The organism is Pseudonocardia sp. T1-2H, from assembly GCF_038039215.1.
Lineage (GTDB): Bacteria > Actinomycetota > Actinomycetes > Mycobacteriales > Pseudonocardiaceae > Pseudonocardia.
Genome location: NZ_JBBPCL010000001.1, coordinates 1,208,133 through 1,234,787 on the forward strand (window position 1 = coordinate 1,208,133; position 26,655 = coordinate 1,234,787).

Sequence of the window (26,655 nt, forward strand, 5' to 3'; positions counted from 1 at the left end):
ATAGCGTCGGGTCGTCCCACTGCCGAGGAGGTCACGATGCCGCTCGCCGCGATCACCGCGTCGCACACGCCGCTGATGCACACCGTCGAGCCCCGGGGAGACGCCCGGGCCGCGGTCGACGCCGCCTTCGCTGACGCTCGCGCCTTCGCCCGGGAGTTCCGCCCCGACCTCGTGGTCGTCGTGGCCCCCGACCACTACAACGGCATGTTCTACGACCTCATGCCCCCCTTCTGCGTGGGCACCGTGGCGGACGCCGTCGGCGACTACGAGACGGCCGCGGGCCCGCTGGCCGTGGACCGCGACGCAGCCTGCCACGTCGTCCGCGAGGTGCTCGGAGCAGGGATCGACCTCGCGATGAGCGAGCGCATGGTCGTCGACCACGGCTTCGCGCAACCCCTGGAGCTGCTGTTCGGCGCGATCGACGCCATCCCGACGGTGCCCGTGTTCGTCAACTCCGTGGCCGTGCCGTTCGGTCCGGTGCAGCGGACCCGGCAGCTGGGTGCGGCGCTCGGCCGCGCCCTGCTCGCCCTCGACCGGCGGGTCCTGCTGCTCGGCTCCGGCGGCCTGTCCCACGACCCGCCGCTGCCGCAGCTGGAGGGCGCCCCGCCCGAGGTCGTCGCCCGGCTCGTGTCCGGCAGGCACCCGTCGGCGGAGGATCGGGCCGCGCGGGAGGGCCGGGTGCGCGAGGCGGGCCTGGCCGTGATCGCCGGGGAGCCCGGCCCGCGGCTGAACCCGGCCTGGGACGAGGCGTTCCTCGACCTGCTGGCCCTGGGCGAGCTCGGCGCCACCGACGGCTGGACCAACGACTGGATCACCGCCGAGGCGGGCAACTCCGCCCACGAGGTCCGCACCTGGCTGGCCTGCTACGCCGCCCTGGCCGCCGCCGGCCCGTACACGGTGCGCAGCAGCTTCTACCGGCCGATCCCGGAGTGGATCGCCGGGTTCGGCATCACCACCGCAGAGACCCTCGCACCGACCCGGAGGACCCCGTGACCCTTCCCGCACCCGTCACCGACGAGCCGAGCATCTGGACGGCCCTGCTGGGCCAGGACCTGACCATCCGCCACGTCCAGGTCGGCGAGTGGAACACCCGCGTGCTGGAGGCGGGCTCCGGACCCGAGACCGTGGTGCTGCTCCACGGCGTCGGCGGGCACCTCGAGGCCTACGCGCGCAACATCCCGGCGCTGGCCGCCCACCACCGGGTGATCGCCTACGACTACCCCGGTCACGGCATGACCACCCCGACGACCCGCCCGCTCGAGCTTCCCGGACTACGTCGAGCACCTCCTCGGCCTGCTCGACGCGCTCGGCGTGGACAGGGCCCACCTCAACGGCGAGTCGCTCGGCGGCTGGATCGCGGTCAAGGCGGCGTACGCGCACCCCGAGCGGGTGGGCCGGATCGTGCTCAACACCCCCGGCGGCGCCCTGTCGGACCCGGCCGTGCGCGAGCGCATCCGCACCCTGTCCCAGGGTGCGGCCGACGACCCCAGCGACGAACGCATCCGCGCCCGGGTGACCTGGCTGATGGCCGACCCGGCGAGGGTGACCCAGGAGCTGGTCGACGTGCGCCGCACCATCTACGCCCAGCCCCCGTTCGCCGAGTCCATGCGCAACATCATGTGCCTGCAGGACGGCGACATCCGGGCCCGCAACATGATCACCGACGAGGAGCTCGACGCGATCGAGGCCCCGGCGCTCGTCGTCTGGACCAGCGACGACCCCTCCGGTCCGGCCGCCGTCGGGCTGCGGATGGCGGAGCGGCTCCCGAACGGCCGGTTCGAGCTGGTCGAGGGCGCGGGACACTGGCCGCAGTGGGAGCAGCACCGGCACTTCAACGAGCTGGTGCTCGCCTTCCTGGACGAAGACGCCCGCGTCGCCGCGGGCTGAGGAGCTGTGATGACCACCATCCCCGTGACCAACCCGCGGACCGGCGAGGTCGATCACTGGATCGAGCCCTGGGGCCGCGCGGAGATCGCCGCGCTCGGCGCCGACCTGCGCAAGGCGCAGCAGGGATGGAGCGAGGCGGGCATCACGCACCGGGCGGCGGTGCTGCGCCGCTGGGCGGACGCGATCGAGGCGCACGCCGGCGCGATCGGGGACGCCGAGGCCGTCGACACCGGCCGCAGCCGCGTCGCGCACGAGGTGCCGCACATGGTCGTGGCGTCCATCCGCGGCTGGTGCGACGCGGCCCCCACCCTCCTCGAGGGTGCCCGGCTGCAGGGCCGGTCGAGTGTCACGGACACGGTCTCCTTCGACACCGAGCTCGACCCCTACCCGTTGCTCGGCGTGATCAGCCCGTGGAACCACCCGTTCCTGCTCTCCATGCTCGACGCCGTGCCCGCGCTGCTCGCGGGCTGCGCCGTGATCGTCAAGCCGAGTGAGGTCACGCCCCGGTTCGTGGAGCCGGTCTCCGCGAGCATCGCCGAGGTGCCCGAGGTCGCCGCCGTGCTGCGCTACGTACTCGGCGGGCCGGAGACCGGCCAGGCTCTGGTCGACGAGGTGGACGTGCTGTGCTTCACCGGCAGCGTGACCACCGGCCGCGCGCTCGCGGAGACCTGCGCTCGCCGTTTCATCCCGGTCTTCCTGGAACTGGGCGGCAAGGACGCGGCGATCGTGACCGCGTCGGCCGACCTCGCCCAGGCCGCGGCGGCGGTGCTGAAGGGCGCGGTGCACAACACCGGCCAGATCTGCTTCGCGACCGAGCGCGTCTACGTGGACCGCACCGTGCACGACGAGTTCGTCGAGGAGCTGACCGCGCAGGCCTCCCGATTGGAGCTCAACCACCCGGACATCGACCGCGGACACCTCGGCCCGTTCATCCTCGGCAGGCAGGCGGACATCGTGGACGCGCACCTCGCCGACGCCGTCGCGCGCGGGGCCGTGATCCGCTGCGGCGGCCCCAGCGAGACGCTCGACGGCGGCCGCTACATGCGCGCCACCGTGCTGACCGGCGTGGACCACAGCATGACGATCATGCGCGAGGAAACCTTCGGACCGGTCGTCCCGGTGCAGGCCTACGATCACGTCGACGAGGCCGTCCGCCTCGCCGACGACAGCGAGTACGGGCTGTCCGCCGCGGTGATCGCCGGCGACGAGGCCGAGGCGCGGGTCATCGGCAGGCGGCTGCACGCCGGCGCGGTGAGCCTGATGGACACCTCGCTGACGATCACGATCATGCGGGACGTCGAGAAGACGTCCTACGGGGCCTCCGGGCTCGGCGGCTCCCGCATGGGCCCGAACGGGCTGCTGCGTTTCCTGCGCCGTAAGGCACTCATCACCCGCTCGGGGCCGGTGACCGACATGGAGATGCTGCGCGAGGACCCGCGCTCCTGATCCTCTACAGACACGGAGGTCTGTCATGTCCCTGTACGGGGGCGACACACCCGTCGGCCTGGTCGGCGGCGGGACCGTGGGTGGCGGTTGGGCCGCCACCTACCTCGTCCGGCGGCGGCCGGTGCGGCTCGTCGACCCGGCTCCCGGGGCGCTGGAGCGGATCACCGGCTACCTCGGCACGGTCTGGCTGTCCGTGCGCCGGACGGTGCCCGACGCCCCGGACGTGCCCCCACTGGAGCTGCTGCGGCTGGTGCCGGTGGAGGATCTCGGCCCGGTCTCCCTGGTGCACGAGAACGTGCCCGAGTCCGTCGAGGCCAAGCAGGAGGCGTACCGGAGCATCGAACCTTCCGTCAGGGCCGACGTTCCGATCCTCTCGAGCAGCGGTGGGCTCATGCCGAGCGAGCTCCAGGCCGGCATGGACCGTCCGGAGCGGTTCGTCGTCGCCCACCCGCAGAACCCGGTGTACGCGCTCGCCCTCGTGGAGGTCCTCGCGGGCAAGGCCACCTCGGCCGACGTCGTCGAGGACGTCCTCGCCCACCTGAAGGACCTGGGCAAGCGGCCCGTCCTCGTGCGCCGCGAGGTCCCGGGGTACCTCACCAACCGGCTGACCTTCGCGATGCTCCGGGAGGCCGTGCACCTGATCGCCGAGGGAGTGGTCGACGCCCGCGGTCTGGAGGACGCCGTCGTCCACGGAATCACCCCGCGGCTGCTGGTCGGCGGGCCGCTCACCTCGCTCGCGCTCGCAGGCGGCCCCGACGGCATGCGCGGCGCGATGCGCTCCTTCGCCCCGACCATCGAGCAGTGGTGGTCGGACCTCGGCACCCCCCACCTCGACGACGACGTCCGGGCCCGGCTGATCGCCGCCGCGGACGAGATCCTGGGGGACCGCCCGATCACGGAGGTCCTTGCTACCCGCGACGCCGCCGCGGTCGACTTGGCGGCGCGTCGGGAGCCCGGGGAATGAGCGAGCTGTTCACCACGCCTGCGGTCGACTGCCACCACGAGCCGGACGGCTCGCTCATCCTGCGCTCCCGGGTCCCGGCGGGCCGTCCGACGCCCACGGTCCTGCACTGGCTGCGGCGGTACGCGACCGAGACCCCCGACGTCGCCCTGCTCACCGTCGCCACTGCCGACGGCCGCCGGAGCTGGACCTACGCCGAGGCCTGGGCAGACGTGAGCCGAGTCGCCGCGGGCCTGCGCGCGCGCGGGCTGCGGGCCGGTGAGCGGCTGCTGGTGCTGGGCGCCAACTCCGTCGAGCACCTCACGGCGACGCTCGCCACCATGCTGGCCGGGGGAGTGGCCGTGCCGGTCGCGCCGCAGTACGCGGGCCCGGCGGCCGAGCACGACAAGCTCTCAGGCCTGCTCTCGGTCCTCGACCCCGCGATGGTCTGGGTGGACACCGCGGCGCAGAGGGCCGTGGTGGCCGCCGCGTCGACCGGGACTCCGCAGGTCCTCGTCGGCACGGGCGGGCTCGCCGCGCTCACCGGGGACACCCCGCCGCGCCCCGAGGATCTCGATCCCGCGGCGCCGTCGAAGATCCTGCTGACCTCCGGCTCCACCGGCAGGCCCAAGCCGGTCGCCTACACCCAGACGATGATGACGACCAACGTCCGGATGACGATCGACGTCTGGCCGTTCCTGGAGGACCATCCCCCCGTCCTGGTCGACTGGCTGCCCTGGAACCACGCGTTCGGCGGCAACGCCAACGTCCACCTCGTCCTCGCGCTCGGCGGCACTCTGCACGTCGACGAGGCGGCGGGCCGACCAGAACGACTCGGGACGACGCTGACGAACCTCCGGCGGTTCCGCCCGACCTTCCACGGGGCCGTCCCCGCGGGGTTCGCCGCGCTCCTCCCGGCGCTGGAATCCGATCCCGACCTGCGCGGCGCGTTCTTCGGGCGGCTCGACGTGCTGTTCAGCGCGGGTGCGGCCATGCACCCCACCGTGTTCCGCAGGCTGACCGAGCTGTCGGCGAGCGTGCGCGGGACCGCCGTCCCGATCGTCACCGGATGGGGATCGACCGAGGTCGGACCCGGCGCGACCATGGTGCACACCCACGGCGTCGACCCGGACTGCATCGGGACCCCGCTGCCGGGGGCCGAGATCGCGTTGCGTCCGGCGGGCGGCAAGCAGGAGCTGCTCGTGCGCGGCCCCTGCGTCGCCGCGGGCTACTGGAACCTGCCCGAGCAGACCCGGGCCGCGTTCACCCCCGACGGGTGGTACCGCTCCGGCGACGCCGGTGAGCTGGTCGATCCCGCCGACCCGTCCCGCGGGCTGCGGTTCGCCGGCCGGATCGCCGAGGACTTCAAGCTGGCCAACGGCACCTGGGTCGACTGCGCCGGGATCCGCGCGGCGCTGCTGTCCCGCAGCGGCGGCCGGCTGCGGGACCTCGTGGTGATCGGCGCCGATCGCCCCGCACTCTGCGTGCTCGCGTGGCCGGACACCCGCACTCCCGAACCGTTCCAGGAGGAGGACCTCCGCGTGCTGATCGACGACCACAACCGCGACCAGGCCCGCCCGAGCACCCGGCTGCTCGACGGTGCGCTGCTCGATCCCGAACCCGACGGCGACGAGCTCAGCAGCAAGGGCGCCCTCGTGCGCACCGCGGTCCTGCAGCGGCGTTCGGCACTGGTGGAGGAACTCTACGACCGGCAGGGGGCAGCGCTGTGAAGATCGCCGAACCCGCCACCGGGCTGGTCGTGGACCGGGCCGCGGACCTGGCCCCGCACGTGGGCACCGAGCTCGGGACCAGCGGCTGGATCGCCCTGGAGGAGGCGGACGTCCTGGCGTTCGCCGACCTGACGCGGGACCGGCACTGGATCCACACCGACCCCGACCGCGCCCGGTCCGAGGCCGGCCTTCCCGGGGTGCTGGTCCACGGGTTCCTCGCCCTGTCGCTGGTCACCGAGCTCGGCAACCAGTGCTACACGGTGCGTGACGCGCGGCGCTGGACCAACTACGGCATGAAACGACTGCGGTTCACCGCCCCGGTCTTCCCCGGGGACGAGCTGCGCCTGCGCCTCACGCTCGACGCCCTGGCCCCCGGCACGGGCGGGACCACCCGGCTCGACCTCGGCTGCACGCTCGAGCGACGCAGCGGCGAGCGACCCGCGCTCGTCGCGACCTGGATCGTCCTGGTGGAGGACTCGTGACCGCGGTCCCGGAGGGATTCGTCCCGCTCGGCCAGGAGGGCACCTTCCTCGGCCACGTCGGCGGACTGACCTGGCGCCGCCAGGCGGACCGTACAGACGTCTGCGTGCTCCTCGAACCGCACCACCTGAACCCGAACGGGACCGCGCACGGTGGGTTCCTGCTCACCGTCCTCGACATCACCCTCGGGGCGACGGTCGAGTCGTACCTGGGGGTGGACGCCGACCGCCACCCCGTCACGCTCCAGCTGTCGGCGTCGATGTTGGCGGCCGCGAAGGGCGGCGAGCTGTTGTTCGGCGAGGCGACCGTCGACCGGTCCACGCGGACGGTGACCTTCGTGACTGCGCGGCTGCACAGCGCGGGGGACACCGTGCTCACCGCCTCTGCGGTCTTCCGTAACCCGCCGACGGCATGACCGACCGGGGCCTCGACGTGACCGGGGCCCTCACCGAGCCCCCGGCCGCCCGCGCCGCCGCCTCCGCGCTGCAGGCGCCCGCACCCGCACGCCGTGCCCGCCGGTGCGGGAGGCCCTGGGCGATCTCAGTGACCCCGCGACGACCTCGAGGGCTCGGCAAGCCCACGACGCTGAGCTCGTCAGTGCGGCTTCCGACGGTGTCTCGCCGGCTTCGACCTCTACGCCAGGGAAGACCCAGGGCGACACCCCGTCACGTCGTCGCACGACCAGCACACCGCCAGGACCGGGACGACAGCGACCACGACGAGGTCAGGCACGCTCTCAGCTTCCCGTAGCTCGGTCGCCGGTCGGGGCATCTTCTGTCAAAGCGCCGCGAAGTCGCCGCCCTCAGTGCGATCATGATCGCCAGGACGCCGAGATCACGAGCGTGCGGGGGCCGGATGCAAGCAGGGGCGGATCGTGGAGAAGCATGGCTCTACGTGGCCGAGACCGTGGTAGCTGCGCCTCCCGACGGCTCCGAGGTCGGGGAGATCATCCGCTGGTACCGGCAGCGCGAGGGGCTGACCCAGCAGGACGCGGCGGAGCTGCTGAACACGACGCAGTCGCGGCTGTCGAAGCTGGAGAAGGGGTCGCAGGCGCTGCGCGACGTCGTCGAGCTCCGGCACATCGCGTCAAAGCTTGGGATCCCACCGGAGCGGCTCGGGGTGCTGCCGGACAACTCCCGGGATGCGATGCCCAAGGCGGGCGCGGTCAGCGAGGAGCCAGGGCCTGTGCGGACGAGCCAGGAGCGGTGGTGCGAGGTTCGACATGAGCTCAACGGCAACCGTGCGCTGCTGGGCGATCTCGCATCTGAGCTGTACCCACAGGAGCAACGCGTCGCTGGGACGACGGTGCTTGCTGGGCCCGGCTGGGTGCCGGATCAGCCGGTGGACCTCGCCGACGTCGAGATGACCTGGCTGACTGAGTCTCCGACCCCGATCATCACGGGCAAGGTCGACGAGGCGGCGGCCGTGCGGGCGCTGCGCGCCACCGGCGAGCCCTACGACCGGTACTCGCGCGCGCTGCGCGATCTCGCGCGGCCGAAGCTGCTCGACAACAGAACGAGCTACCGGCTGCTCTCCGCTGACTGGTCTGGCGGGCGCGGACGGTTCGGCTTCAACTACACCAGCTACTTCGACGTGCTGGACGTCTGCGAGGCCGTCGGGCACGAGTTCGCCGACGCGTGGCAGCAGCGCGGGCGCAAGCGGCCGAGCCCGGCAAGTCTTCCGCTGCGGCGCCTGATCGAGGATCCCTTCGACCTGGTGGCGCGGCCGATGCTGCCGAGCATAAACACGCTGACGATCCGGCGGGACCCGATCGACGGGCACCGGATGTACCTGCATCGGCGCAACGCGGGCGCGGTCGCGGCGGCCGGTGGGATGTTCCACGTCGTCCCAGCGGGCGCGTTCCAGCCTGCTGCGCTCGCGCCGGCCCACCAGGCCAACGACTTCTCCTTCTGGCTGACGATGGCTCGGATCATGCGGCGGGTGTTGGCGGCGTGTGCCGGCTTCTCCTCGACGGTGCCGTCGCGATGCTTGACCAGCTTGCGGGCCTTCTCGAGGTCGACGAAGTAGGAGCCGAGGCGAGCGACGGTGCACTCGATGAGCCGGAGCTCGCCGAGCTTCGGGAGGACCTGCTTCTTCAAGCAGTTTGGCGTACGTATCGGCTGTTGAGTCCGCCCGGCGCTCCTGGATCTTGGAGAACCAGACCTCGGCGGCCTCGTTGAAGCGCGAGTGCTGGCCAAGCGCCATCGCCCGCGGGACGCCGCTGCGCTCGCGGATCGCGTCCTGTATCGCCTTCTGCGCGGCCGCCTTCGTCGGAGCCCAGCGGGAGAGCTGACGGGTCCTGCCGTCGAGGTCGCGGTACCGGCAGCGGGCCAGCCATCGACCGCCGTCGCGGGTGATCTGAATCTCACCGTGGGAGCCGAGCGCGAGCGGAGGACGAGCCATCGCGTACCCCTCCCGGATGGGGTTTTCGTTGAGTTTCCGTTGAGCGGATCTCCGGGAAAAGTAACAGGCCAGACCAACACACGGTCTGACCTGCAACTATGGTACGTCGCCGGGGACTTGAACCCCGAACCCGCTGATTAAGAGTCAGCTGCTCTGCCAATTGAGCTAGCGACGCATGTGAAATTTTCTCTGCTGACCGGATCCCCTCCGCTCAGCGCCTCGACAACTTTACCAGCCGTCCTCAGGCGCCTCGCGGTGGGGTCTGGCCACCGGGTGAGTGACGGGACTTGAACCCGCGGCCCCCTGGACCACAACCAGGTGCTCTACCAACTGAGCTACACCCACCATCGCCCGCCGGGCGTGCCCGGCGTTCTGGGAAGAGTCTAACCACCACCGCGAGCGGGTTCTGCAGGCGGGTGGGTGATCGTCATTCCGCAGGTGGGAAGGGGGTCCGGAGTGCGGCCGCCGCGGCCTGGGCCTGTTCGGTGCTCGGCCCGGGCGGGGCGACGAACAGGGTGTTGCGGTAGTACTCGAGCTCGCGGATGGACTCGATGATGTCCGCGAGCGCGCGGTGGGCGAGGCCCTTCTCCGGCTTCGCGTAGAAGACCCGGGGGAACCAGCGGCGCGCCAGCTCCTTGAGCGAGCTCACGTCGATCATGCGGTAGTGCAGGTGGGCGTCGAGCTCGGGCATGTCCCGGCCGAGGAAGCCGCGGTCCGTGGCGATCGAGTTCCCGGCCAGCGGGGCCACCCCGGCCTCGGGCACGTGCTGGCGGATGTAGGCCAGCGCCTGCTCCTCGGCCTCGCGCAGGGTCACCTTCGAGGCCCGGACCTCCTCGGTCAGCCCGGACTTCGCGTGCATCTCCCGCACGACGTCCGGCATCGCGGCCAGCGCGGACTCGTCGGCGTGGATCACGACGTCGACGCCCTCGCCCAGGATGTTGAGGTCCCCGTCCGTGACGAGCACCGCGATCTCGATGAGCGCGTCGTTCACGAGGTCGAGGCCGGTCATCTCGCAGTCGATCCACACCAGACGATCGTTCATCGCTGCAGCGTAAGCGCTCGGCCCCGGCCGCGCCGGGACCTCGACGCGCGCCGGATGCAATAGGCTCCGCCGCGTGGGGGACAACACGAGCGCTGCCCAGGAGAAACCGGCACAGCAGATCGCCGCGGGGTACGCCACCGAGGGGATCGCTCTGGAGCTGGGCACGGTCCTCGTCGACGGCGAGGTGGACCCGACCGCGAAGGTCCGCATCCCGTTCGCCACGCTGAACCGCCACGGGCTGGTCGCGGGCGCCACGGGCACGGGCAAGACGAAGACCCTGCAGGGGCTCGCCGAGCAGCTCTCGAACGCCGGGGTCCCGGTGCTGCTGGCCGACGTCAAGGGTGACCTGTCCGGGCTGTCGAGGCCCGGCGAGGACGGCCCCAGGATCCGGTCGCGGGCGCAGGACACCGGCGACGACTGGACGCCCACCGGGTTCCCCGTCGAGTTCCTGTCCCTCGGCGGCTCGTCCTCCGCCGTGCCGATCCGCGCGACGCTGACCCAGTTCGGGCCGATCCTGCTGTCGAAGGTCCTGGACCTCAACGACACCCAGGAATCGACGCTCGGGCTGATCTTCCACTGGGCGGACCAGCAGGGTCTGCCGTTGCTGGACACGAAGGACCTGCGCGCCGTCATCCAGCACCTGACCTCGGACGAGGGCAAGGCGGAGCTCAAGGGCATCGGGGGCGTCTCGCCCGCGACGGCCGGGGTGATCCTGCGGGCGCTGGTGAACCTCGAGGCCCAGGGCGGCGAGGACTTCTTCGGCGAACCGGAGTTCGAGCCGGCGGACCTGATCCGGCAGGTCGACGGCAAGGGCGTCATCACCCTGCTCGAGCTCGCGGACCAGGCTGCCAACCCGAAGCTCTTCTCGACCTTCCTGATGTGGCTGCTCGCCGAGCTCTACGAGGACCTCCCCGAGGCCGGGGACCTGGACAAGCCCAAGCTCGTCTTCTTCTTCGACGAGGCGCACCTGCTGTTCACCGACGCGTCGAAGGCCTTCCTGTCCCGCATCGAGCAGACCGTGAAGCTCGTCCGGTCCAAGGGCGTCGGGGTGTTCTTCTGCACGCAGCTGCCCACGGACGTCCCCAACGCCGTGCTGTCGCAGCTCGGCGCGCGGATCCAGCACGCCCTGCGCGCCTTCACCCCCGAGGACCAGAAGGCCCTGTCGAAGACGGTCAAGACGTACCCGATCTCCAAGGTCTACGACCTGGAGGAGGCGTTGACCTCCCTCGGGACCGGTGAGGCGATCGTCACCGTGCTCTCCGAGCGGGGCGCGCCGACGCCCGTCGCCTGGGCCCGGATGCGGGCGCCGCGGTCGCTGATGGCCGCGATCGGGGAGCCGGCCGTCACCGAGGCGGCGAAGGGCTCCGTGCTGTTCCCGAAGTACGGGCAGACCGTGGACCGCGAGTCCGCCTACGAGAAGCTGACGGCGAAGATGGCCGAGCCCGCGCCGCCGGCGGCTGCGGAGGCGCCGGCCCCCGCGCCGGAGCCCGAGCGCCGCCGCGCGGAGAAGGAGGAGCCGGGCATGATCGCCGAGGTCCTCGGCTCGCCGGTGGTGAAGTCGTTCCTGCGCTCCGCCGCGAGCTCCCTGGGCCGCGAGATCACCCGCGGCCTCTTCGGCACCCGCCGCCGCTGACGCGGCCCGTGCCCGGGAATCGCCGCCCTGGCGACGATCACCGCGCACGAGCGCGGAAGGCGCACACCTCCGGCGTGACGGCCTCGGCGAGGGTCACGGCGTCGGCGGCGGTGAGGTCGAGGATGCGGTAGCCGCCCTCGCCGGCCGCGGTGACCGCCTCGAGGGTCACCACCCCGGTCCACCGCTGGAACGGGCTCTGTCGGACGGTCCAGCCGATCACGCCCTCCCGGTGCAGGACGACGGTCCGGCGGTTCAGCCCGCCGAGCCGGCTCACCAGGTACCGCGGGGTCAGCGCGTGCCCGAGGCCGCGGTAGCGGTCCCGGCCGAGCAGCGCGGCCGCCGGCAGCAGGAGCAGCGAGAGCGGCCCGAGCCCGGCGGGCCCGGTCGTCCCGGCGACGACCCAAGCCGTGAGCACGAGTACCGCCGCGGGACCGAGGGCCCTGGTCATCCTGCGGCGCAGCGCCACCCGGGGATGCAGCAGCAGCGGGGTCAGGGTCGGTGAGGCGGCCTCCTGCAGGGCGGCGGCCGCGACGCGATGGGCCTCCGCCCGGGGCGCCGGCGGCTGGAGGACCCCGCCCTGCGCGTCCTTGCCGAGGCCGGTCGAGAGCGCCCGCGTCTGGGCGCCCCGGCCGGCCCGCAGCAGCAGCGGCTCGGTGACCGCGACCCCGCGCAGCCGGTGCTCGGACACCGACAGCGAACGCCGGGTGAGCAGCCCGCGGTGCACGCGCAGCGTCCCGTCGGACTCCCGGCTGAGCCGGTAGCCCCACCAGCGTTCGGTGAACAGCGCGGTCGACCCGACGACGGCGAGCACCAGGAGCAGCACCCCGACGACCCCGACGGCGATCCACAGCGGCCCCGCCGCCAGCCGCTCGGCGGCGTCGTCGACGCCCGGGACCTTCCGCGGATCCACCCGCAGCTCGCTGAGCAGGTTGAACCCCGCCGCGACGACGGCGCCCACCCCGGCCAGCGAAGAGAACGTCAGCGGCGCGAAGCGCAGCCACGCCCAGTTCATCGTGGCGAGCGACTCGGACTCCTCGGCGGGCGCGGCGGCCACGGGAGCGGTGGGCGAGCGCTCCAGCAGCTCGTGCCGCAGCCGCTCCGCCTCCGCCGCGCTGACGGCGTCGAGACCCAACCCGTGCTTCTCCCCGGCGCTCGCCGAGTCCGCCGCGTGCACCGTGACCACCGACAGCCGGAACGCGCGGTGCAGCAGCGTCGAGGTGAGGTCGACGGTCCGGATCCGGTCCCGCGGCACGGACCGCCGTTGCTTGCGGACGAGCCCGCTGTGCAGCTCCACCCGCTCGGGCGTGATCCGGTACTTCGTGGTCCGCCAGCGGATCGCGCCGCCGATCACCACGAGCACCGCGATGCCGGCCGTGATCAGCAGCCGCGGGGTGTCGCCCTGCCCCGTGACCAGGACGATCACCAGGAAGGGCAGCAGCCGCAGGAGTATCCCGGCCGGGCCGACCACCAGCACCCGCGGGTCCAGCCGCCGCCACGGCACGTCCTGGCGCCCCACCTCGGGCTCGGCGGAGGCGGCCGGCAGGGTCACGTCGCGTCGCCCGCCGTGGCCTGCGTGGTCTCGGTGAGCTGACGGGCGAGCTCCGCGGCGTCCCCGGCTGCCAGCCCGCGGATCGTCACGGGACCGCGGGCCGACGCCGTCGTCACCGTCACGCTGGCCAGCCCGAGGAGCTGCTGCAGGGGCCCGTGCTCGGTGTCCACGGTCTGCACCCGCGAGATCGGGGCGATCCGCCACTCCCGCACGATCCAGCCCGACAGGGTGTAGACGGCCTCGTCGGTCACCTCCCAGCGGTGGATGCGGAACAGCACCCCGGGGACGACGCCCGCGTAGGCGAGACCGGCGACGACCGTCGCCGCCAGGGTCCCCACCAGCCAGGCAGGCCCGCCGAGGACCAGCGCGACGACGAGCTGCGGCAGCGCGACGACGAGCGCGACCGCAAGCCCGCGCAGCCGCCACCAGGTGATCGCGCGCGGGTCCACCTGATGGGCCGGCGGCCGGAGCGGGAGGACGTTCGGCCCCGGCGACTCAGCAGTCTGCATGGCTCCACTCTGCCGAACCCCGCCGCGCGCCGCGCCCGGACGCTCCGTCGACCCGCCCGGGCCGCCCGACCGGGCGAAGGCCCGGTTTAGTGTCGGACGTGTGCGACCTCCCGGATGGCAGCCGCGTCTGATCGCCCTCGACGTCGACGGCACCACGATCCACCAGCACGCCCCGCCGTCGGACCGGGTCGTCGCGGCGGTGCGGGCCGCCGCGGAGCGGGCGGTCGTGATGATCTGCACCGGGCGCACGGTGATCGGCGTCGGCGCGGTCCTCGACAAGCTGGGGCTCGCCTCGGGCACGACGGTCTGCTCCAACGGCGCGGTCGTCCTGGACACCGCGACCCGCTCGGTGAAGGCCGTCCGCACGTTCGATCCGGCGAAGGCCTTCGCGGCGCTGCGCGAGACGTTCCCCGGCGCGCACCTGGGCTCGGAACACGTCGGCGTCGGGCAGCGGGTCACCGAACCCTTCCCGGACGGCATCCTGGCCGGCGTCGTGACCGTCGTCCCGGAGGAGGAGCTGGTCGCCCTGCCCACTCCCAAGATCATCGCCTACTGGCCCGGCCGCACCCCGGCGGAGACCGCGCAGCGGGCCGCCGAGCTGGACGTCCCGGACGCCGAGCTGACCGTCGACCACGAGCTGGCCTGGGTGACGCTGGTCCCGGCGGGGGTGTCCAAGGCCTCCGCGCTCGCGGACGTCGCGGCGGAGCTCGGGATCGCCCGGGAGGACGTGCTGGCCGCCGGCGACGGGGACAACGACCGCGCGATGCTGCGCTGGGCCGGCCACGGCGTCGCGATGGGTCAGGCGCCCGCCGAGGTGAAGGCGGACGCGGACGAGGTCACCGCCACGGTGGTCGACGACGGCATCGCGCTCGTCCTCGAGCGGTATCTCTAGAGCCCGAACGCCGCGAGCTGGGCGGCCCGCACGGGGCCCGTCTGCGCCTGGATCAGGTGGAACGCCGCCTCCCGCGCCCACCGCTGCTCGGGGCTGTCGAGCAGCATCGCCGATCCCGAGCGCGCGGCGATCAGTGCCGACGCCGCCCGCACCGTCAACGTCGTCAGCTCGGCCCGCAGCGCGATCCGCTCCGGGATCCGCTCGGCGCCCGGGACGCCGCCGATCAGCGCGTACGCCTCGGCCCGGCGCGCGGCGGCGTGCTCGCCGAGCGACCACGCCAGCTCGACGGCCTCGGGCCGGTCCCGCTCCCGGCCGACGGCCTCCAGCCCGACCAGGACGCGCCGGAGCAGCCCGAGCGAGGCCGGGGTGACGTTCGCGGTCCGGGCGGCGTCGAGGGTGCGGTAGGACGCGCCGTCCGCCACGGCGAGCACGGCGCCGGGGCCGGCGACGAACCCGTCGAGCTCCAGGGCGACGGTCCGGGTCCCGCCCATCACGGACAGCGGCAGCGGCGCCGCGGCCCGCAGTCCGGGCGCCTCCACCGCCGGGACCAGCACGAACAGGTAACGGTCCGCGGGTGCGGCGGCGGCGATCATGACGACGTCCGTGAGGCCCCAGCCGGTGCACCAGTCCGCGGTTCCGTCGATCCGCCAGCTCCCGTCGGCCCGCGGCTCCGCCCGGACCGCGGGCGGACCGGGCCGGCGGAGGTGGGCGACCGCGATCCCCGCGCGGGTCCGCGCCGAGGCCAGGCCGGCCCGGTACCGCGGCGCCGCCGGGCCGATCTCCAGGGCGGCGGGATCGAGACCGGGCAGGCCGCCGCGGCTGAGCTGCTGGGCGGACCGATGTTGGTTCGCGACGAACCACGTGGCCGCGCAGGCCGCGGCGACGAGCTCGGTGCACTCGGCGTCCACCCGCGCGCCGGCGCCGAGGCCGCCCTCGGCCTCCGGGACCGTGACGCTCAGCAGCCCGGCCCCGGCCAGCGCCGCGAGGTGGGCGGGCTCGACCCCGCGGGCCTGGTCGTCCGCCGCCGCGGCGTGCGGGGCCAGCACGTCGTCCGAGATCCGGGTGGCCGCGGCGACCGCGGGATGGGCCGCGACCTCGACCGGCGGTGCGAACAGGTCCGCGACGGACGCGGCGATCGGGCTGGGGGCCGGAGCGATCACGAGCCCGACGCTACGCGAGCGCCCGGACCCCGGTCGCCACGAGCGGAGCGACGCGGGCGAGCCCGGCTCCGCAGGACAGCGGGCGCGGGGCATCGGGGGAGGGGGCGACGCGGACCAGTCGGCGACGGCCGTCCGCCGCGTACACCGGCACGTCGACGGGAGCCTCGTCCCCGGCCTCGCCGTCGACGGGAAGCGCCGGACCGATCGTCAGCCCGTCCGCGTCCCGCAGGCCCTCGGCCTCGCGGATCCGCAGCTCCGCGACCTGCCCGACCGGCTCCCACGCGATGCGGCCGCGGCAGTGCGCGGTCTCGACCTCGCCCTGCCCGGCGGCCTTCCGCGCGGCGATCGCGGTGGCCACGTCGAGCCGGCCGTAGAGGTAGCCGGTGGGCAGGACCAGCGCGGTCGGCGCGAACCGGTGCCCGCCGAGATGGCTGCACTCCCAGAGGCCTGCCGCCCGGTCCTCCGGCTCCGTGGTCAGAACGGACGCGGCGAGCGAGCGGCCCTCGACCGCGCAACAGAGGTCCCGCGTGCCGTGCGTGCAGACCAGCAGCATCGGCGCGTCGACGGGATCGCCGGCGCCGGCGTCGTCGAGCGGGACGTCGGCGAGCTCCCCGGGCCCGCGCACCCGCAGCGCACCGACGCGGGTCCGGCCCGGGGCGGTGTCGGCGAGCAGCAGGGTGCGCCCGGAGTCCGGTCCGGGTCGCCGTCCGGGGCGGCGGACGAGCAGCGTGCGCCGCCCGGCCGTGCGGGCCCGGGCGACGAGGGCGGCCACGGCCGGATCCGGGTGCCGGTCCACGGAGCGGGGCCAGGGGCCGAGATGCTCGACGCAGAGCAGCCGGGAGTCCGTGAAGGCGGTGCCGGCCAACGGTTCCCCGAGCCCGGCGGACACCGCTGAGCAGCGTGTCTCGTGCGGGGGCCCGGCCATTGGCGGACCTTACATTAGGTAAGGCTAAGTCGATGACTCGGGCTCAGGCGTCGATGGCGGGCAGTTCCCGCGCGGCGACCTTGCCGGTCTCGTTGCGCGGCAGCTTCTCCAGGAAGACCACGTCCCGGGGGACGGCGAAGCGCGCGGCCTTCTCCTTCACCGCGGCCTTCACCTCGTCCGCGGAGAGCGACGCGCCCGGCGCGAGCACGACGTAGGCGGCGAGGCGCTGGCCGAACTTCTGGTCCGGGACCCCGACGACGGCGACCTCCCGCACCTCGTCCCGGGCGGCGATGATCTCCTCGATCGGTCCGGGATGGACGTTCTCCCCGCCCGAGACGATCATGTCGTCGCCGCGGCCGGTGAGGTGCAGCCGCCCGGCGTCGTCGAGGTGGCCGACATCCCCGGTGCCGATCAGCCCGTCGAGCGTCTCGACCTCGGCGCCCTCGCGGGTGTAGCCCTCGAACGGCAGGTCGTTGCGGACGAACACCCGCCCGTCCGTGCCCGGCGGGACGGGGCGGTCCTTCTCGTCCAGGATCATCAGCGTGGTGCCGGACGGCGCGCGGCCCGCCGTGCCGGGCGCGGCACGCAGGTCCGTCGGCCCCGCGATGCTCACCCAGGAGACCTCGGTCGAGCCGTAGAGGTTGAACAGGCGGTCCCCGAAGCGGTCCATGAACTCCGTGGCGAGCCCCGCGGGCAGCGCGGACCCGCTGACGGCGACGACCCGCGGCTCGTGCCCGTCCCAGGAGACGTCCTGCTCGGCGGCGTACTCGCAGAGGCGCTGGATCATCACCGGCACGGCGACGACGACGTCGCACCGGTCCCGCGAGACCGTCTCCAGGAACGTCTGCGGGTCGAACCTGCGCCGCAGCACCACCGTCGCGCCGTGCAGGACCGAGATCAGCAGGCCCGCGTTGCCCCAGGTGTGGAACAGCGGGGCGGCGATCAGCACCCGGTCCCCGGCCCGGAACGGGATGATCGACAGGATCGACGCGGCGGGCGCCAGCGTGGACAGGTGGGGCCGCTTGGCGCCCTTCGGGGTTCCGGTGGTGCCGGACGTCAGGACGATCATGCGGCCCTGCCCCGGCGAGGACGGGAGCGAGCCGGAGGTGCCCCGCTCCATGAGGTCGTCGACCCCGGCACCGGAGGTCACCACCGCCACGCCGTCCGGGAGCACGCCGGCGAACTCCTCGTCCGCGACGACGGTGTGCAGCTGCAGCTCGTCCGCGATCTCGGCCATCTGCCCCGCGGGGAGCCCGGTGTTGAGCAGCACGACGTCCGCGCCGAGCTTCCCGGCGCCGACGAGCGTCTCGATCGCGCCGCGATGGTTGCGGCACAGCACCCCGACCCGGGTGCCCTCGCCCACGCCGAGCGCGGCGAGCCCGCGGGCGAGGCGGTCGGTGCGCTCGTGCACCTCGGCGTAGGTCAGCGTGCCGTCGTCGTCGACGATCGCGGGCCGGTCCGGGTGCCGGGCCGCCCCCACCGCGTAGCCCGCGGCGAGGCTCAGCCGGTAGCGCATCAACCCGGACACCACCCCCGGCAACCGGTCCGGCCGGATCGGCCGCACCACCCCGGAACGGGTCAGCGCGCCCAGCGCGCGAGCGGTGCCGAGGATCGCGTCGACGGCGTTTCCGATCGTGGTGCGCAGATCGCTCACGGGGCCCAGTCTGCCCGTTCGCGGAAGATCGACACCGAGCAGGGGCGGGGCGCCGTGACGCACCGCCCCGGTCCCCGGCGGGTCAGCCGGCCGGCGCCGCCAGGTCGTAGACCGTGCGCCCGCCGATCGTCGTGGGCGTGTAGTTCTGCTGCACCCAGGCGGTGATCGCCGAGGAGGCACCGCCGCGGCCTCCACCCCCGCCCATGCCGCCGCCGGTGACGAAGTACCGGATGTCGCCGGCGGCGACGTAGGCCTGGAACTGCTGGAGCGTGGGATAGGGGTCGGACCCGGTGAAGCCGCCCATGGCCATCACCGACGTCCCGCTGGCGAGCTCCATGGACGCGGCGCCCTGGGACCCGCTGGTCGCGGCCGCCCAGCGGACGTCACCGGCGCTGCGGAGCAGGTCGACGAGGGCGGCGTCGGTGGTCTCCTCGCCGGGCCCGCCGCCTGCCGGGAAACCGCCCGGTGCGCCGGGTGAGGGAATCGCGCCCACCGCCGCCCCGTCGGGAGCGGTGCCGGTGGTGGCCCTGCCGGGCGCCGCGCCCGGCGCCCGTCCGTCCGGGACGCCGTCCTGCCCGGTCCCGTCCTGCCCCGTGCCGCGCTCGCGGGTCGGACCGGCACCGAACCGCGCCCCGCCCATGCCGGACTCGCCCGCGACCGCGGGCCCGGCCGACGGGATCGAGCCGTTGTGGGCGGTCCCGATCGTCTCCGCCGCGTACGCCGCCGGGGCGGCGAGCCCCGCGAGCACCGCCGCGGCCGCCGCGATCGCGGCCCAGCGCCGGCGTCCGGCAGGGATCAGCAGGCCGAGCGCCGCGACCAGACCGACGGCGAGCACGACCCAGCGCAGCCACGGCAGGAACGTGGGCGACCAGCCGAGCATGACGAACGCCCAGACCGCGGTGACCGCGGACGTCACGGCGAGGGTGCCGCGGCCGACCCAGGTGCCGCGGGCGCGCCAGGCCTCGCGGCCGCCGATGGCGACCAGCGCCGCGATACCGGGCGCGAGCGCCACCGAGTAGTAGGGGTGGATCGTGCCGCTCATGAAGCTGAAGACCAGCCCGGTGACCAGCGTCCAGCCGCCCCAGACCAGCAGGCCGGCGCGGACCCGGTCGGTCCGCGGGGCGCGCCGGGTGAGGTGGAGCGCCGCGACCAGCAGGATGAGTGCCGCGGGCAGCAGCCAGCTGATCTGGGTGCCGAACGCCGTGCTGAACAGCCGGGAGAGCCCGGGCGCACCACCGAACATGCCCCCGCCGGGGCCGCCCCCGCCGGGCATCCCGCCGCCGAAGCCCCCCGCCGCCTCCGCACCGGCCGTCCCACCGGGAAGACCGCCCCCGGCATCGGCCGCGATGCGATCCGGGCCCCCGTTGCCCGCGCCGCCGAAGATGCGGCCCAGGCCGTTGTAGCCGAAGGCCAGCTCCAGCGGAGTGTTGTCCGTCGAGCCGCCGATGTACGGGCGTGACCCGACCGGCCAGAGCGCCACCACCAGCAGCCACCAGCCCGCGCCGACGACCAGCGCGACGCCCGCCCCGAGCAGCTGGCGGATCCGCCGCCACACCGTCGTCGGCGCCGCCCAGGAGTAGGCGACCGCGAGGCCGGGCAGCACCAGGAAGGCCTGCAGCATCTTGGTCAGGAACCCGAGGCCGAGCAGCAGCCCGCCCAGCAGCAGCCACCGGGTGCCGGCCTTCTCGATCGCCCGCGTCGTGCAGTAGGCGGCCGCGACCATCAGCAGCACGAGCAGCGCGTCGGGGTTGTCGAACCGGAACATCAGCGCGGCGATCGGGGTGAGGGCCAGGACCAGCCCGGCCAGCAGCCCTGCGCCGGGGCCCGCCACCCGGCGCACCGCCGCCCACAGCAGGGCGACGGACGCGACGGCCATCAGCGCCTGCGGGGCGAGCATGCTCCACGACGAGAACCCGAAGATCCGCCCGGAGAGCTCCATCACCCACAGCGACGCGGGCGGCTTGTCCACCGTGATCGCGTTGCCGGAGTCCAGCGATCCGAAGAAGAACGCGGTCCAGCTCTGCGTCCCGGCCTGCACGGCCGCCGCGTAGAAGGAGTTCGCCCAGCCCGAGGCCGCCAGGTTCCACAGGTAGGCGGCGGCGGTGCCGGCGAGCAGCAGCGCGAGCGCCGGACGTTCCCAGCGCGGCCGGCCCGCGGTCGTCGCCGGCTCGGCGGGGCCGGGGTCCGCGGGCGGGCGGACGTGGTCGGAGCGGAGTGTCGTGGTCACGGGGAGTTCCTCCGGGGAGCGGGTGGTGCGGCTCAGGCGGCGAGTTCGGTGGTGGGCCCGGCGGTCGTCGGCGTCGCCGGGTGGGCCCGCCCGCGGAACACCCAGGAGCGGAAGAGGACGAACCGGACGACGGTCGCGACGAGGTTCGCGACGACGATCACCGCGAGCTCCAGGACCGTGCCCGGGTTCGCCACGACGACCCCGAGCAGCGCGAGCGCCCCGGTCGTCAGGCCGAGCCCGATGCCGAAGACGATCAGGCCCTGGAACTGGTGGCGGGCGGCGCCGTCGCGCCCGCGCACGCCGAACGTGAGCCGCCGGTTGGCCGCGGTGTTCGCGATCGTGGTCAGCAGCAGCGCGACGACGTTCGCCGCGAGGGGACCCGTGAACGTCCGGAACAGCAGGTAGAGCAGCAGGTTGGCCAGGGTGCTCGCGACCCCGATCGCGGCGAAGCGGACCAGCTGCGACGTCATGCCGGTCGGGACGCCGGGGACGCCGGCCTCCAGGGGTTCGCGCCCGAGCCGGGTCCGCAGATCCCTGATCGGCAGGGCCCCCGTCGCCAGGGCCCGCCCGACGCGCACGACACCCTTCAGGTCCGCCGTCGCGGTCGCGACGATGTCGACGGTCGAGTTCGGGTCGTCGACCCAGTCGACCGGGACCTCGTGGATGCGCAGGCCCGCCCGCTCGGCCAGGACCAGCAGCTCGGTGTCGAAGAACCAGCCGGTGTCCTCGACGAGCGGGAGCAACCGCTGGGCGATGTCGCCCCGGATCGCCTTGAAGCCGCACTGGGCGTCGGAGAAGCCGGCGGCCAGTGCGCCGCGCAGGATCAGGTTGTAGCAGCGGGAGATGAACTCCCGCTTCGCCCCGCGCACGACCCGGGACCCGCGCCCGAGCCGGGTGCCGATCGCCAGGTCCGAGTGCCCGGAGATCAGCGGCGCGACGAGCGGGAGGACGGCGTTGAGGTCGGTGGACAGGTCCACGTCGCAGTAGGCGAGCACCATCGCGTCGGAGGCGGACCAGACCGTCTGCAACGCCCGCCCGCGGCCCTTCTGCTCGAGCCGGACGTTCGCGACGTCGGGCAGCTCGGCGGCGAGCCGGGCCGCGATCCGCGGGGTGTCGTCGATGCTGGCGTTGTCCGCCACCGTGATCCGGAACGAGTAGGGGAAGCTCGCCCGAAGGTGCGCGTGCAGCCGGCGGACCGAGGACTCGAGGTCGCGCTCCTCGTTGTGGACGGGGACCACGATGTCCAGGACTGTGCGCCGGTCACGCCCGCCGCCCACTGGCGGGAGTCCGGTGCCGGTGAAGTCGCTGACGACGCTGCTCATGGTGGCAACCCTCGGGCCCGGGCCTGTCGCGGATTTGTGGTCGACCTGTGGACCGGCTGTGGGTGCGGCCGGCTCGGGTGTGACAGCGGTCATGCCGTGGCCCCGGAGCTCAGGTCGTAGAGGGTCGTGCCGTCGAAGGTGGTGGCCGTGAACGTCTGCTGGACCCACGCGGCGATCCGGGCCGCCGCGTCGCTGCCGCCCGTGTCCGAGCCGCCCCGGTCCGACCCGGCGCCGCCGACGAACCAGCCGCGCGAGGCCGAGCAGCGCCGCGGCGGCCACCAGGCCGACGCCCAGGACCGCCCAGCGCAGTCAGGGCTGCCAGCTCGGGTTGCCGGGCAGGATCATGAAGGACCAGACCGCCGTCCCCGCGACGGAGGCCGCGAGGAGCATCGTCGCGAGGAAGCCGACGTCGATGGATGTGGAGCGGGTTCGTAGACGTCGAAACCACGGGCGCCGGTGCGGAACCGGGCGGCGTTGATGACCGTGCGTCGGTGGGCGCCCCGGCAGACGGTCGCGGCATCGGCGGCGGCGTGGACGGCGAAGCTGAGCTGCCTGCCGTCGACGGCAGGCAGCCCGACCTGCACGGTCAGCGGGCAGCCGGGCGGGGTGGGCGCGTCGTGACTGAGGTCGGGGTGCACGCCCAGCGGCTGCTCTCCGGTGTCGAGGTGCCCGGCGAGGGCGAGCATGCACGCCCACTCCACGATGCCGACGAGGTATCCGGTGGCGAGCACCCCGGGCACAGCGGCGAAGTGCCCGGACTCGGGCAGCGGGTGGGGACCGTGCGCTCGGGCGGGACGGTGATGGTCATGGTCGGCACGAGTCCGGGGCGGACGGTGTCGCGCACGGCGCCTTCTCTCGTCAGCCCGGCGTGTTCGCCAGGGGCGAGCCGACCTGCAGCTGGTGGTGGACCGCGGCGGTGGTCCGCTGCCGGTCGCCGGTGGCCAGCAGGTCCAGCAGTGCGCCGCGCAGTACGGCGAGCGTTGCGCTGCGCCGGGCGAGCCCGGCGGGGGTGCCGCGCTGCTCAGGTGGTTGGGCTGCGGCCAGCACACCCAGCCAGTCCGCCACAGTGGCGCGGGCGAAGCCGGCCCATGGGCCGTTCGGGTCGAGCAGCGACCGCGCGTAGCCCTCCACCCACAGCGTGAGTAGCGCCCGGTGCTCGTCGGCGCACAGCCACTCCCACACCTGCGCCGCGACGGCCTCCAGCCCGGCCGGCGGGTCGTCGCCGACCGGGCGCAGCCGCTCCAGCAGGGCGAGCTCGTCGACGCGGGCCCGGGCCAGCAGCGCGCGCACCAGGCCGTCCTTGCTGCCGAACAGGAACAGCAGCACCCGGGGACTGGACCCGATCGCGGCGGCCAGCGGGCGCAGCGACAGCTCCGCCAGACCGTGTTCGAGCACGTAGGCGTAGGCCGACTCCAGCAGCTCGGTCTGCCGCGCCGATGGGGTTGAGTTCGCACCTGCCATGCCCGTAGCCTGCCACGACTGAAACACTCGTGTCAGTAGATGAGTGTGGAGTTCGAGGAGGAGCGCAATGGATGTCGCGGCACCCGCCCGGGCGACCATTCGCCGGCTCGACCGGCCCGGCGACCTTGGCTGGGTGGTGATGGCCCACGGCGAGCTCTACGACATCGAGTTCGGCTGGGACATCCGCTTCGAGACCCTGGTGGCCGGGATCGTCGCCGACTACGCCGCCGACCACGACCCCGCCCGAGAGGCCGCCTGGATCGCCGAGGTCGACGGCCGGCGGGTGGGTTGTGTGTTCTGCGTCGCCGAGGACGAGACGACCGCGAAGCTGCGGATCCTGCTGGTCGATCCCCGCGGCCGGGGCCACGGCCTGGGTCGCCGCCTGGTCGACACCTGCCTGGACTTCGCCCGCGCCGCCGGCTACCGCCGGCTCATCCTGTGGACCAACGACGTGCTGGCCTCCGCGAGGAGGATCTACCAGGCCACCGGGTTCGAGCTGGTCGAACAGGAGCCCCACCACAGCTTCGGCCACAACCTCGTCGGGCAGAACTGGGCCAAGGACCTGTAGGCGACGACATTCTTGTGGAACGACGGCAGAACGACAGTGAGTCGTCATTGCGGCCTGGCTGGTGGCGGGTCATAGCCGGCCGAGGTGATGGGCATCTCGGTTCGTGCCGCGGCGGTCGCGGTGCACCAAGGTGCGGGGCGACGCGTGCTGCTCCCGGTTGCCACTCCCTCCCCCGCCCCGGGGCGGGCGCGCAGGGCTGCCGCGACCTCTTAATCCTGTCCGGAAACTGTCAGGGTTTCGAGATCTACTCCTCCCATGTTCGAGACCAGCGCCGAGATCAGCCGCCTCCAGGAACTCCTGGACACCTCCGTGAACCGGTCCACCAGCCATCTGCGAGCCATCGTCACACCCGGGGAGCGCACGCTGACCGCGGAGCAGCTCGTCCGCGTCGCCACGGGCATGTGCACCCTCGCCCTGGCCACTGTGACCCGGACGGGCGAACCGCGGGTCAGCGGCGTCGACGGGCATCTCCTGCACGGCCGGTGGGTGCTGGGTACCGATCCGTCGGCCGCGAAGGCGCGTCACCTCCAGGACCGGCCGGCGGTGAGCGTGGCGTACCTGCGAGGTGAGGAGCTCGGGGTGTTCACCCACGGCCACGCGCGGCCGCTGAACCCGCAGCACGGGCCCGAGGACCCCCGGTGGCCGGAGACGCTCGAGTATCTCCGGGGGCACTACGGGCCCGAGGCGTTCGTCTGGACGGACGTGATCTTCTACCTGATCGAACCGACGTGGATGGTCGCCTACAGCCCCGACCCGGCCGCGATCGTGCAGATGGTGCCGTCGCCGACCCCGTAGCCGTCACGAGCCCTCTCGTCCACCATGGTGGGCGGGCCGCAGCCGACCGAGGTGGACCCGCCCTCGCCGGGCTCCCCTGCTCGGTCGGGCGCAGCGACTCCGCCCCGAGGAACCGTTCGCGGTTGCGCTCGTCAACCAGCGGCGGTGTGCGGATCGACGGCGTCCGGCCTTCCCCACCGCCGCGGCCCCACCTGCCGCGACCCAGGCGCTGACGAGGTCGCCAGCCTGCACTGCCGCAGGCCGACAACACGAGCCCAGCAACCGCAACCGGCGTGCCGGCGGGCGCGCCGGTCCGGGGTTGCCCCGCGGACCTTTTGCTCTGCGCATACCGACGCGCCACCCGCCGCCGCGTCCCCACCGGGAGAGGGACATCAGCGGCCTTCGATCATGGAACTGTCACGCTCCTGTTCCTCTCACGCGGTGGCGGTGCCTTCCGGTGCGCCGGTCTGCGCAGAGCAAGGCTCCGCCGAGCAGGGGCCCGCCGAGCAGGGGCCGGCGGAGCGAGGGCGTCAGACTCGGGTGGGTACCGGGGCCGGGGACTGAGCCGACACCCCCGGCAGGCGGACCGTGAACGCCGTCCGGCCCGGCTCGCTCTCCACCGAGACCGAACCGCCGTGCGCGGAGACGACCGCGTCGACGATCGCGAGGCCCAGCCCGGTGCTCGCCGTGTTGTTGACGGCCCGGACCCGGGACTTCTCCCCGCGCGCGAACCGCTCGAACACGTGCGGCAGCAGCGCGGGTGGGATGCCTGGCCCGGTGTCGGTGACGGTGAGCTCGGCGGGTGATCCCGCGACGAGTCCGACGGTCACCTCGGTCCCGGCCGGGGTGTGTGTGCGGGCATTGGCCAGTAGGTTGACCAGCACCTGGGTGAGCCGCGACGCGTCGCCGACGACCGTGACCGGCTCGTCCGGCAGGTCCAGCTTCCAGTGGTGCCCGGGACCCGCGGCGTGCGCGTCCCCGACGGCGTCGAGGACGAGGCGGGTGAGGTCCACCTCGGCGCGTTCGAGCGGGCGGCCGGCGTCGAGACGGGCGAGCAGCAGCAGGTCCTCGACGAGCGTGCTCATCCTCATCGCCTGCGAGGAGATCCTGGTCAGGGCGTGCGTGGTGCTCTCGGGGAGGACGGTGCCGTCCCGGCGGGTCAGCTCGGCGTAGCCGCGGATCGCGGCGAGCGGGGTGCGCAGCTCGTGGCTGGCGTCCGCGACGAACTGGCGCAGCCGGGTCTCGCTCTCCTGTCGCGCCTCCAGCGCGCCCTCGACGTTGTCCAGCATGCGGTTCAGCGCCGCGCCGACCTGGCCGACCTCGGTGCGCGGGTCCGGGTCCCGGACGCGTTCGGCGAGCTCGATCTCGCCCTTGTCCAGCGGCATCGTGCTGACCTTCGCCGCGACGGCGGCGACCTGCTCGAGGGGCCGCAGCTCGCGGCGCACCACGAACGTCGCCGCCACGGCCGCACCGCCGAGCGCCACACCGATCACGACCAGCTCGATCACGACCAGGCCGTTGAGGATCCCGGTGGCCTCGTCCGCGGGCTGGCCCAGGGCCAGGATCTCGCCGGAGCCGCCGGGTAACGTCGCCACCCGGTACTCCCCGATGGACAGCCGCACGGGCTTCGGCCGGGTGTTCACGGGCAGCGCGGCGATCGTGGCGGCGTCGTGGGCCGGCAGGGCGGTCGACGAGCCCCGCAGGTCCGTGACCTCCGACTGCACGACGACGCCGTCGACGATCACGGCGCCGAGCGTGCGCGGCTTCTGGGCCGGGCCGAGGAAGTCGCGGGCCGGGCGGCCGGGGGGCGGGGGGACGCCGCGCTCCTGGAACTGCCGCGACACCGAGAACCGGTCCGCCGCTCCCATGACGTCCTGGTCCAGGCGGTTGTAGAGGAACTCCCGCAGACAGAGCGTCGTCGCGACGCCGATCACCGCGCAGGCCAGCCCGAACAGCAGGAGCACGGTCACGACGAGCCGGGCCCGCAAGCTACGCCCGCGGTCCCGCAGACGTGCGCCCGCGGCGCTCACCGGCGCCTCGTCCTCATGGGGGC

Annotated in this window: 23 protein-coding genes, 2 tRNA genes and 1 pseudogene; 13 read left to right on the forward strand and 13 right to left on the reverse strand. The window is 73.8% G+C overall.

Features of this window, described 5'->3' with window-relative positions:
- Nucleotides 1–36: 36 nt before the first annotated feature.
- From WBK50_RS06140 to WBK50_RS06175, 9 genes and pseudogenes are all read left to right on the forward strand, one after another.
- Nucleotides 37–993, forward strand: coding sequence for a 3-carboxyethylcatechol 2,3-dioxygenase (locus WBK50_RS06140; protein ID WP_341334655.1), 957 nt, complete (start codon nucleotides 37–39; stop codon nucleotides 991–993).
- 134 nt (nucleotides 994–1,127) lie between these two features.
- Nucleotides 1,128–1,193, forward strand: a pseudogene (locus WBK50_RS34965) (hypothetical protein); the annotation flags it as partial.
- Between the two features lie 100 nt (nucleotides 1,194–1,293).
- Complete coding sequence (locus WBK50_RS06145) at nucleotides 1,294–1,887, forward strand: alpha/beta fold hydrolase (protein WP_341339314.1); 594 nt, start codon at nucleotides 1,294–1,296, stop codon at nucleotides 1,885–1,887.
- A 9-nt stretch (nucleotides 1,888–1,896) separates the two neighbouring features.
- Nucleotides 1,897–3,333 (forward strand): aldehyde dehydrogenase family protein, encoded by a 1,437-nt coding sequence (locus WBK50_RS06150; protein WP_341334656.1) that lies wholly within the window; start codon nucleotides 1,897–1,899, stop codon nucleotides 3,331–3,333.
- 25 nt (nucleotides 3,334–3,358) lie between these two features.
- Complete coding sequence (locus tag WBK50_RS06155) at nucleotides 3,359–4,297, forward strand: 3-hydroxyacyl-CoA dehydrogenase NAD-binding domain-containing protein (protein WP_341334657.1); 939 nt, start codon at nucleotides 3,359–3,361, stop codon at nucleotides 4,295–4,297.
- A complete protein-coding gene (locus WBK50_RS06160) occupies nucleotides 4,294–6,003 on the forward strand; it encodes an AMP-binding protein (protein WP_341334658.1) in 1,710 nt (569 codons plus the stop codon). Before WBK50_RS06155 ends, WBK50_RS06160 begins: the two co-directional genes overlap by 4 nt.
- Nucleotides 6,000–6,485 (forward strand): MaoC/PaaZ C-terminal domain-containing protein, encoded by a 486-nt coding sequence (locus WBK50_RS06165; RefSeq protein WP_341334659.1) that lies wholly within the window; start codon nucleotides 6,000–6,002, stop codon nucleotides 6,483–6,485. Before WBK50_RS06160 ends, WBK50_RS06165 begins: the two co-directional genes overlap by 4 nt.
- The gene (locus WBK50_RS06170) at nucleotides 6,482–6,898 is read left to right on the forward strand and encodes a PaaI family thioesterase (protein ID WP_341334660.1); all 417 of its coding nucleotides are present in this window, start codon (nucleotides 6,482–6,484) and stop codon (nucleotides 6,896–6,898) included. Before WBK50_RS06165 ends, WBK50_RS06170 begins: the two co-directional genes overlap by 4 nt.
- A gap of 479 nt (nucleotides 6,899–7,377) precedes the next feature.
- Entirely contained in the window at nucleotides 7,378–8,511 is a 1,134-nt protein-coding gene (locus WBK50_RS06175) for a helix-turn-helix domain-containing protein (RefSeq protein WP_341334661.1), read from the forward strand.
- Between the two features lie 474 nt (nucleotides 8,512–8,985).
- Here the strand turns inward: WBK50_RS06175 and WBK50_RS06180 are convergent.
- The 3 genes from WBK50_RS06180 to orn form a co-directional block, all read right to left on the reverse strand.
- Nucleotides 8,986–9,061, reverse strand: a tRNA-Lys gene (locus WBK50_RS06180).
- A 97-nt stretch (nucleotides 9,062–9,158) separates the two neighbouring features.
- Nucleotides 9,159–9,231, reverse strand: a tRNA-His gene (locus WBK50_RS06185).
- An 82-nt stretch (nucleotides 9,232–9,313) separates the two neighbouring features.
- Entirely contained in the window at nucleotides 9,314–9,928 is a 615-nt protein-coding gene (orn, locus tag WBK50_RS06190) for an oligoribonuclease (RefSeq protein WP_341334662.1), read from the reverse strand.
- Between the two features lie 73 nt (nucleotides 9,929–10,001).
- Between orn and WBK50_RS06195 the strand changes: the two genes are divergently transcribed.
- On the forward strand, nucleotides 10,002–11,561 hold the full coding sequence (locus WBK50_RS06195; protein ID WP_341334663.1) for a helicase HerA-like domain-containing protein: 1,560 nt from the start codon (nucleotides 10,002–10,004) through the stop codon (nucleotides 11,559–11,561).
- Nucleotides 11,562–11,598: 37 nt separating this feature from the next.
- Here the strand turns inward: WBK50_RS06195 and WBK50_RS06200 are convergent, their stop codons facing one another.
- On the reverse strand, nucleotides 11,599–13,110 hold the full coding sequence (locus WBK50_RS06200; RefSeq protein WP_341334664.1) for a PH domain-containing protein: 1,512 nt from the start codon (nucleotides 13,108–13,110) through the stop codon (nucleotides 11,599–11,601).
- Entirely contained in the window at nucleotides 13,107–13,619 is a 513-nt protein-coding gene (locus WBK50_RS06205) for a PH domain-containing protein (RefSeq protein WP_341334665.1), read from the reverse strand. Before WBK50_RS06205 ends, WBK50_RS06200 begins: the two co-directional genes overlap by 4 nt.
- A 100-nt stretch (nucleotides 13,620–13,719) precedes the next feature.
- On the opposite strand from WBK50_RS06205, the gene WBK50_RS06210 reads away from it, so the two are divergent.
- On the forward strand, nucleotides 13,720–14,511 hold the full coding sequence (locus tag WBK50_RS06210) for an HAD family hydrolase (protein ID WP_341334666.1): 792 nt from the start codon (nucleotides 13,720–13,722) through the stop codon (nucleotides 14,509–14,511).
- Here the strand turns inward: WBK50_RS06210 and WBK50_RS06215 are convergent.
- The 7 genes from WBK50_RS06215 to WBK50_RS06245 all read right to left on the reverse strand — a co-directional run bounded on the left by WBK50_RS06215 (nucleotide 14,508) and on the right by WBK50_RS06245 (nucleotide 23,260).
- The gene (locus tag WBK50_RS06215) at nucleotides 14,508–15,671 is read right to left on the reverse strand and encodes an acyl-CoA dehydrogenase family protein (RefSeq protein ID WP_341334667.1); all 1,164 of its coding nucleotides are present in this window, start codon (nucleotides 15,669–15,671) and stop codon (nucleotides 14,508–14,510) included. The two genes, WBK50_RS06210 and WBK50_RS06215, sit on opposite strands and share 4 nt — an antisense overlap.
- A 10-nt stretch (nucleotides 15,672–15,681) precedes the next feature.
- A complete protein-coding gene (locus tag WBK50_RS06220; protein ID WP_341334668.1) occupies nucleotides 15,682–16,560 on the reverse strand; it encodes a sucrase ferredoxin in 879 nt (292 codons plus the stop codon).
- Between the two features lie 79 nt (nucleotides 16,561–16,639).
- Nucleotides 16,640–18,250 carry an AMP-binding protein gene (locus WBK50_RS06225; RefSeq protein WP_341334669.1) on the reverse strand — a complete coding sequence of 537 codons (1,611 nt, stop codon included), beginning with the start codon at nucleotides 18,248–18,250 and terminating at the stop codon, nucleotides 16,640–16,642.
- 82 nt (nucleotides 18,251–18,332) lie between these two features.
- The gene (locus WBK50_RS06230) at nucleotides 18,333–20,477 is read right to left on the reverse strand and encodes an ArnT family glycosyltransferase (protein ID WP_341334670.1); all 2,145 of its coding nucleotides are present in this window, start codon (nucleotides 20,475–20,477) and stop codon (nucleotides 18,333–18,335) included.
- A gap of 32 nt (nucleotides 20,478–20,509) precedes the next feature.
- Nucleotides 20,510–21,799 carry a bifunctional glycosyltransferase family 2/GtrA family protein gene (locus WBK50_RS06235; RefSeq protein ID WP_341334671.1) on the reverse strand — a complete coding sequence of 430 codons (1,290 nt, stop codon included), beginning with the start codon at nucleotides 21,797–21,799 and terminating at the stop codon, nucleotides 20,510–20,512.
- Between the two features lie 341 nt (nucleotides 21,800–22,140).
- On the reverse strand, nucleotides 22,141–22,530 hold the full coding sequence (locus WBK50_RS06240; RefSeq protein ID WP_341334672.1) for a thioesterase family protein: 390 nt from the start codon (nucleotides 22,528–22,530) through the stop codon (nucleotides 22,141–22,143).
- Nucleotides 22,531–22,657: 127 nt separating this feature from the next.
- On the reverse strand, nucleotides 22,658–23,260 hold the full coding sequence (locus WBK50_RS06245) for a TetR/AcrR family transcriptional regulator (RefSeq protein ID WP_341334673.1): 603 nt from the start codon (nucleotides 23,258–23,260) through the stop codon (nucleotides 22,658–22,660).
- 67 nt (nucleotides 23,261–23,327) lie between these two features.
- On the opposite strand from WBK50_RS06245, the gene WBK50_RS06250 reads away from it, so the two are divergent.
- Nucleotides 23,328–23,828 carry a GNAT family N-acetyltransferase gene (locus WBK50_RS06250; protein ID WP_341334674.1) on the forward strand — a complete coding sequence of 167 codons (501 nt, stop codon included), beginning with the start codon at nucleotides 23,328–23,330 and terminating at the stop codon, nucleotides 23,826–23,828.
- Nucleotides 23,829–24,083: 255 nt separating this feature from the next.
- On the forward strand, nucleotides 24,084–24,623 hold the full coding sequence (locus tag WBK50_RS06255; protein WP_341334675.1) for a pyridoxamine 5'-phosphate oxidase family protein: 540 nt from the start codon (nucleotides 24,084–24,086) through the stop codon (nucleotides 24,621–24,623).
- A gap of 509 nt (nucleotides 24,624–25,132) precedes the next feature.
- Here the strand turns inward: WBK50_RS06255 and WBK50_RS06260 are convergent.
- Entirely contained in the window at nucleotides 25,133–26,632 is a 1,500-nt protein-coding gene (locus WBK50_RS06260) for a sensor histidine kinase (RefSeq protein ID WP_341334676.1), read from the reverse strand.
- Nucleotides 26,633–26,655: the final 23 nt, after the last annotated feature.

Coding starts and splice junctions, on each gene's coding strand:
- WBK50_RS06140 (WP_341334655.1), top strand. CDS start 37: ATGCCGCTCGCCGCGATCACCGCGTCGCACACGCCGCTGATGCACACC.
- WBK50_RS06150 (WP_341334656.1), top strand. CDS start 1,897: ATGACCACCATCCCCGTGACCAACCCGCGGACCGGCGAGGTCGATCAC.
- WBK50_RS06155 (WP_341334657.1), top strand. CDS start 3,359: ATGTCCCTGTACGGGGGCGACACACCCGTCGGCCTGGTCGGCGGCGGG.
- WBK50_RS06160 (WP_341334658.1), top strand. CDS start 4,294: ATGAGCGAGCTGTTCACCACGCCTGCGGTCGACTGCCACCACGAGCCG.
- orn (WP_341334662.1), bottom strand. CDS start 9,928: ATGAACGATCGTCTGGTGTGGATCGACTGCGAGATGACCGGCCTCGAC.
- WBK50_RS06205 (WP_341334665.1), bottom strand. CDS start 13,619: ATGCAGACTGCTGAGTCGCCGGGGCCGAACGTCCTCCCGCTCCGGCCG.
- WBK50_RS06235 (WP_341334671.1), bottom strand. CDS start 21,799: ATGAGCAGCGTCGTCAGCGACTTCACCGGCACCGGACTCCCGCCAGTG.
- WBK50_RS06245 (WP_341334673.1), bottom strand. CDS start 23,260: ATGGCAGGTGCGAACTCAACCCCATCGGCGCGGCAGACCGAGCTGCTG.
- WBK50_RS06250 (WP_341334674.1), top strand. CDS start 23,328: ATGGATGTCGCGGCACCCGCCCGGGCGACCATTCGCCGGCTCGACCGG.
- WBK50_RS06255 (WP_341334675.1), top strand. CDS start 24,084: ATGTTCGAGACCAGCGCCGAGATCAGCCGCCTCCAGGAACTCCTGGAC.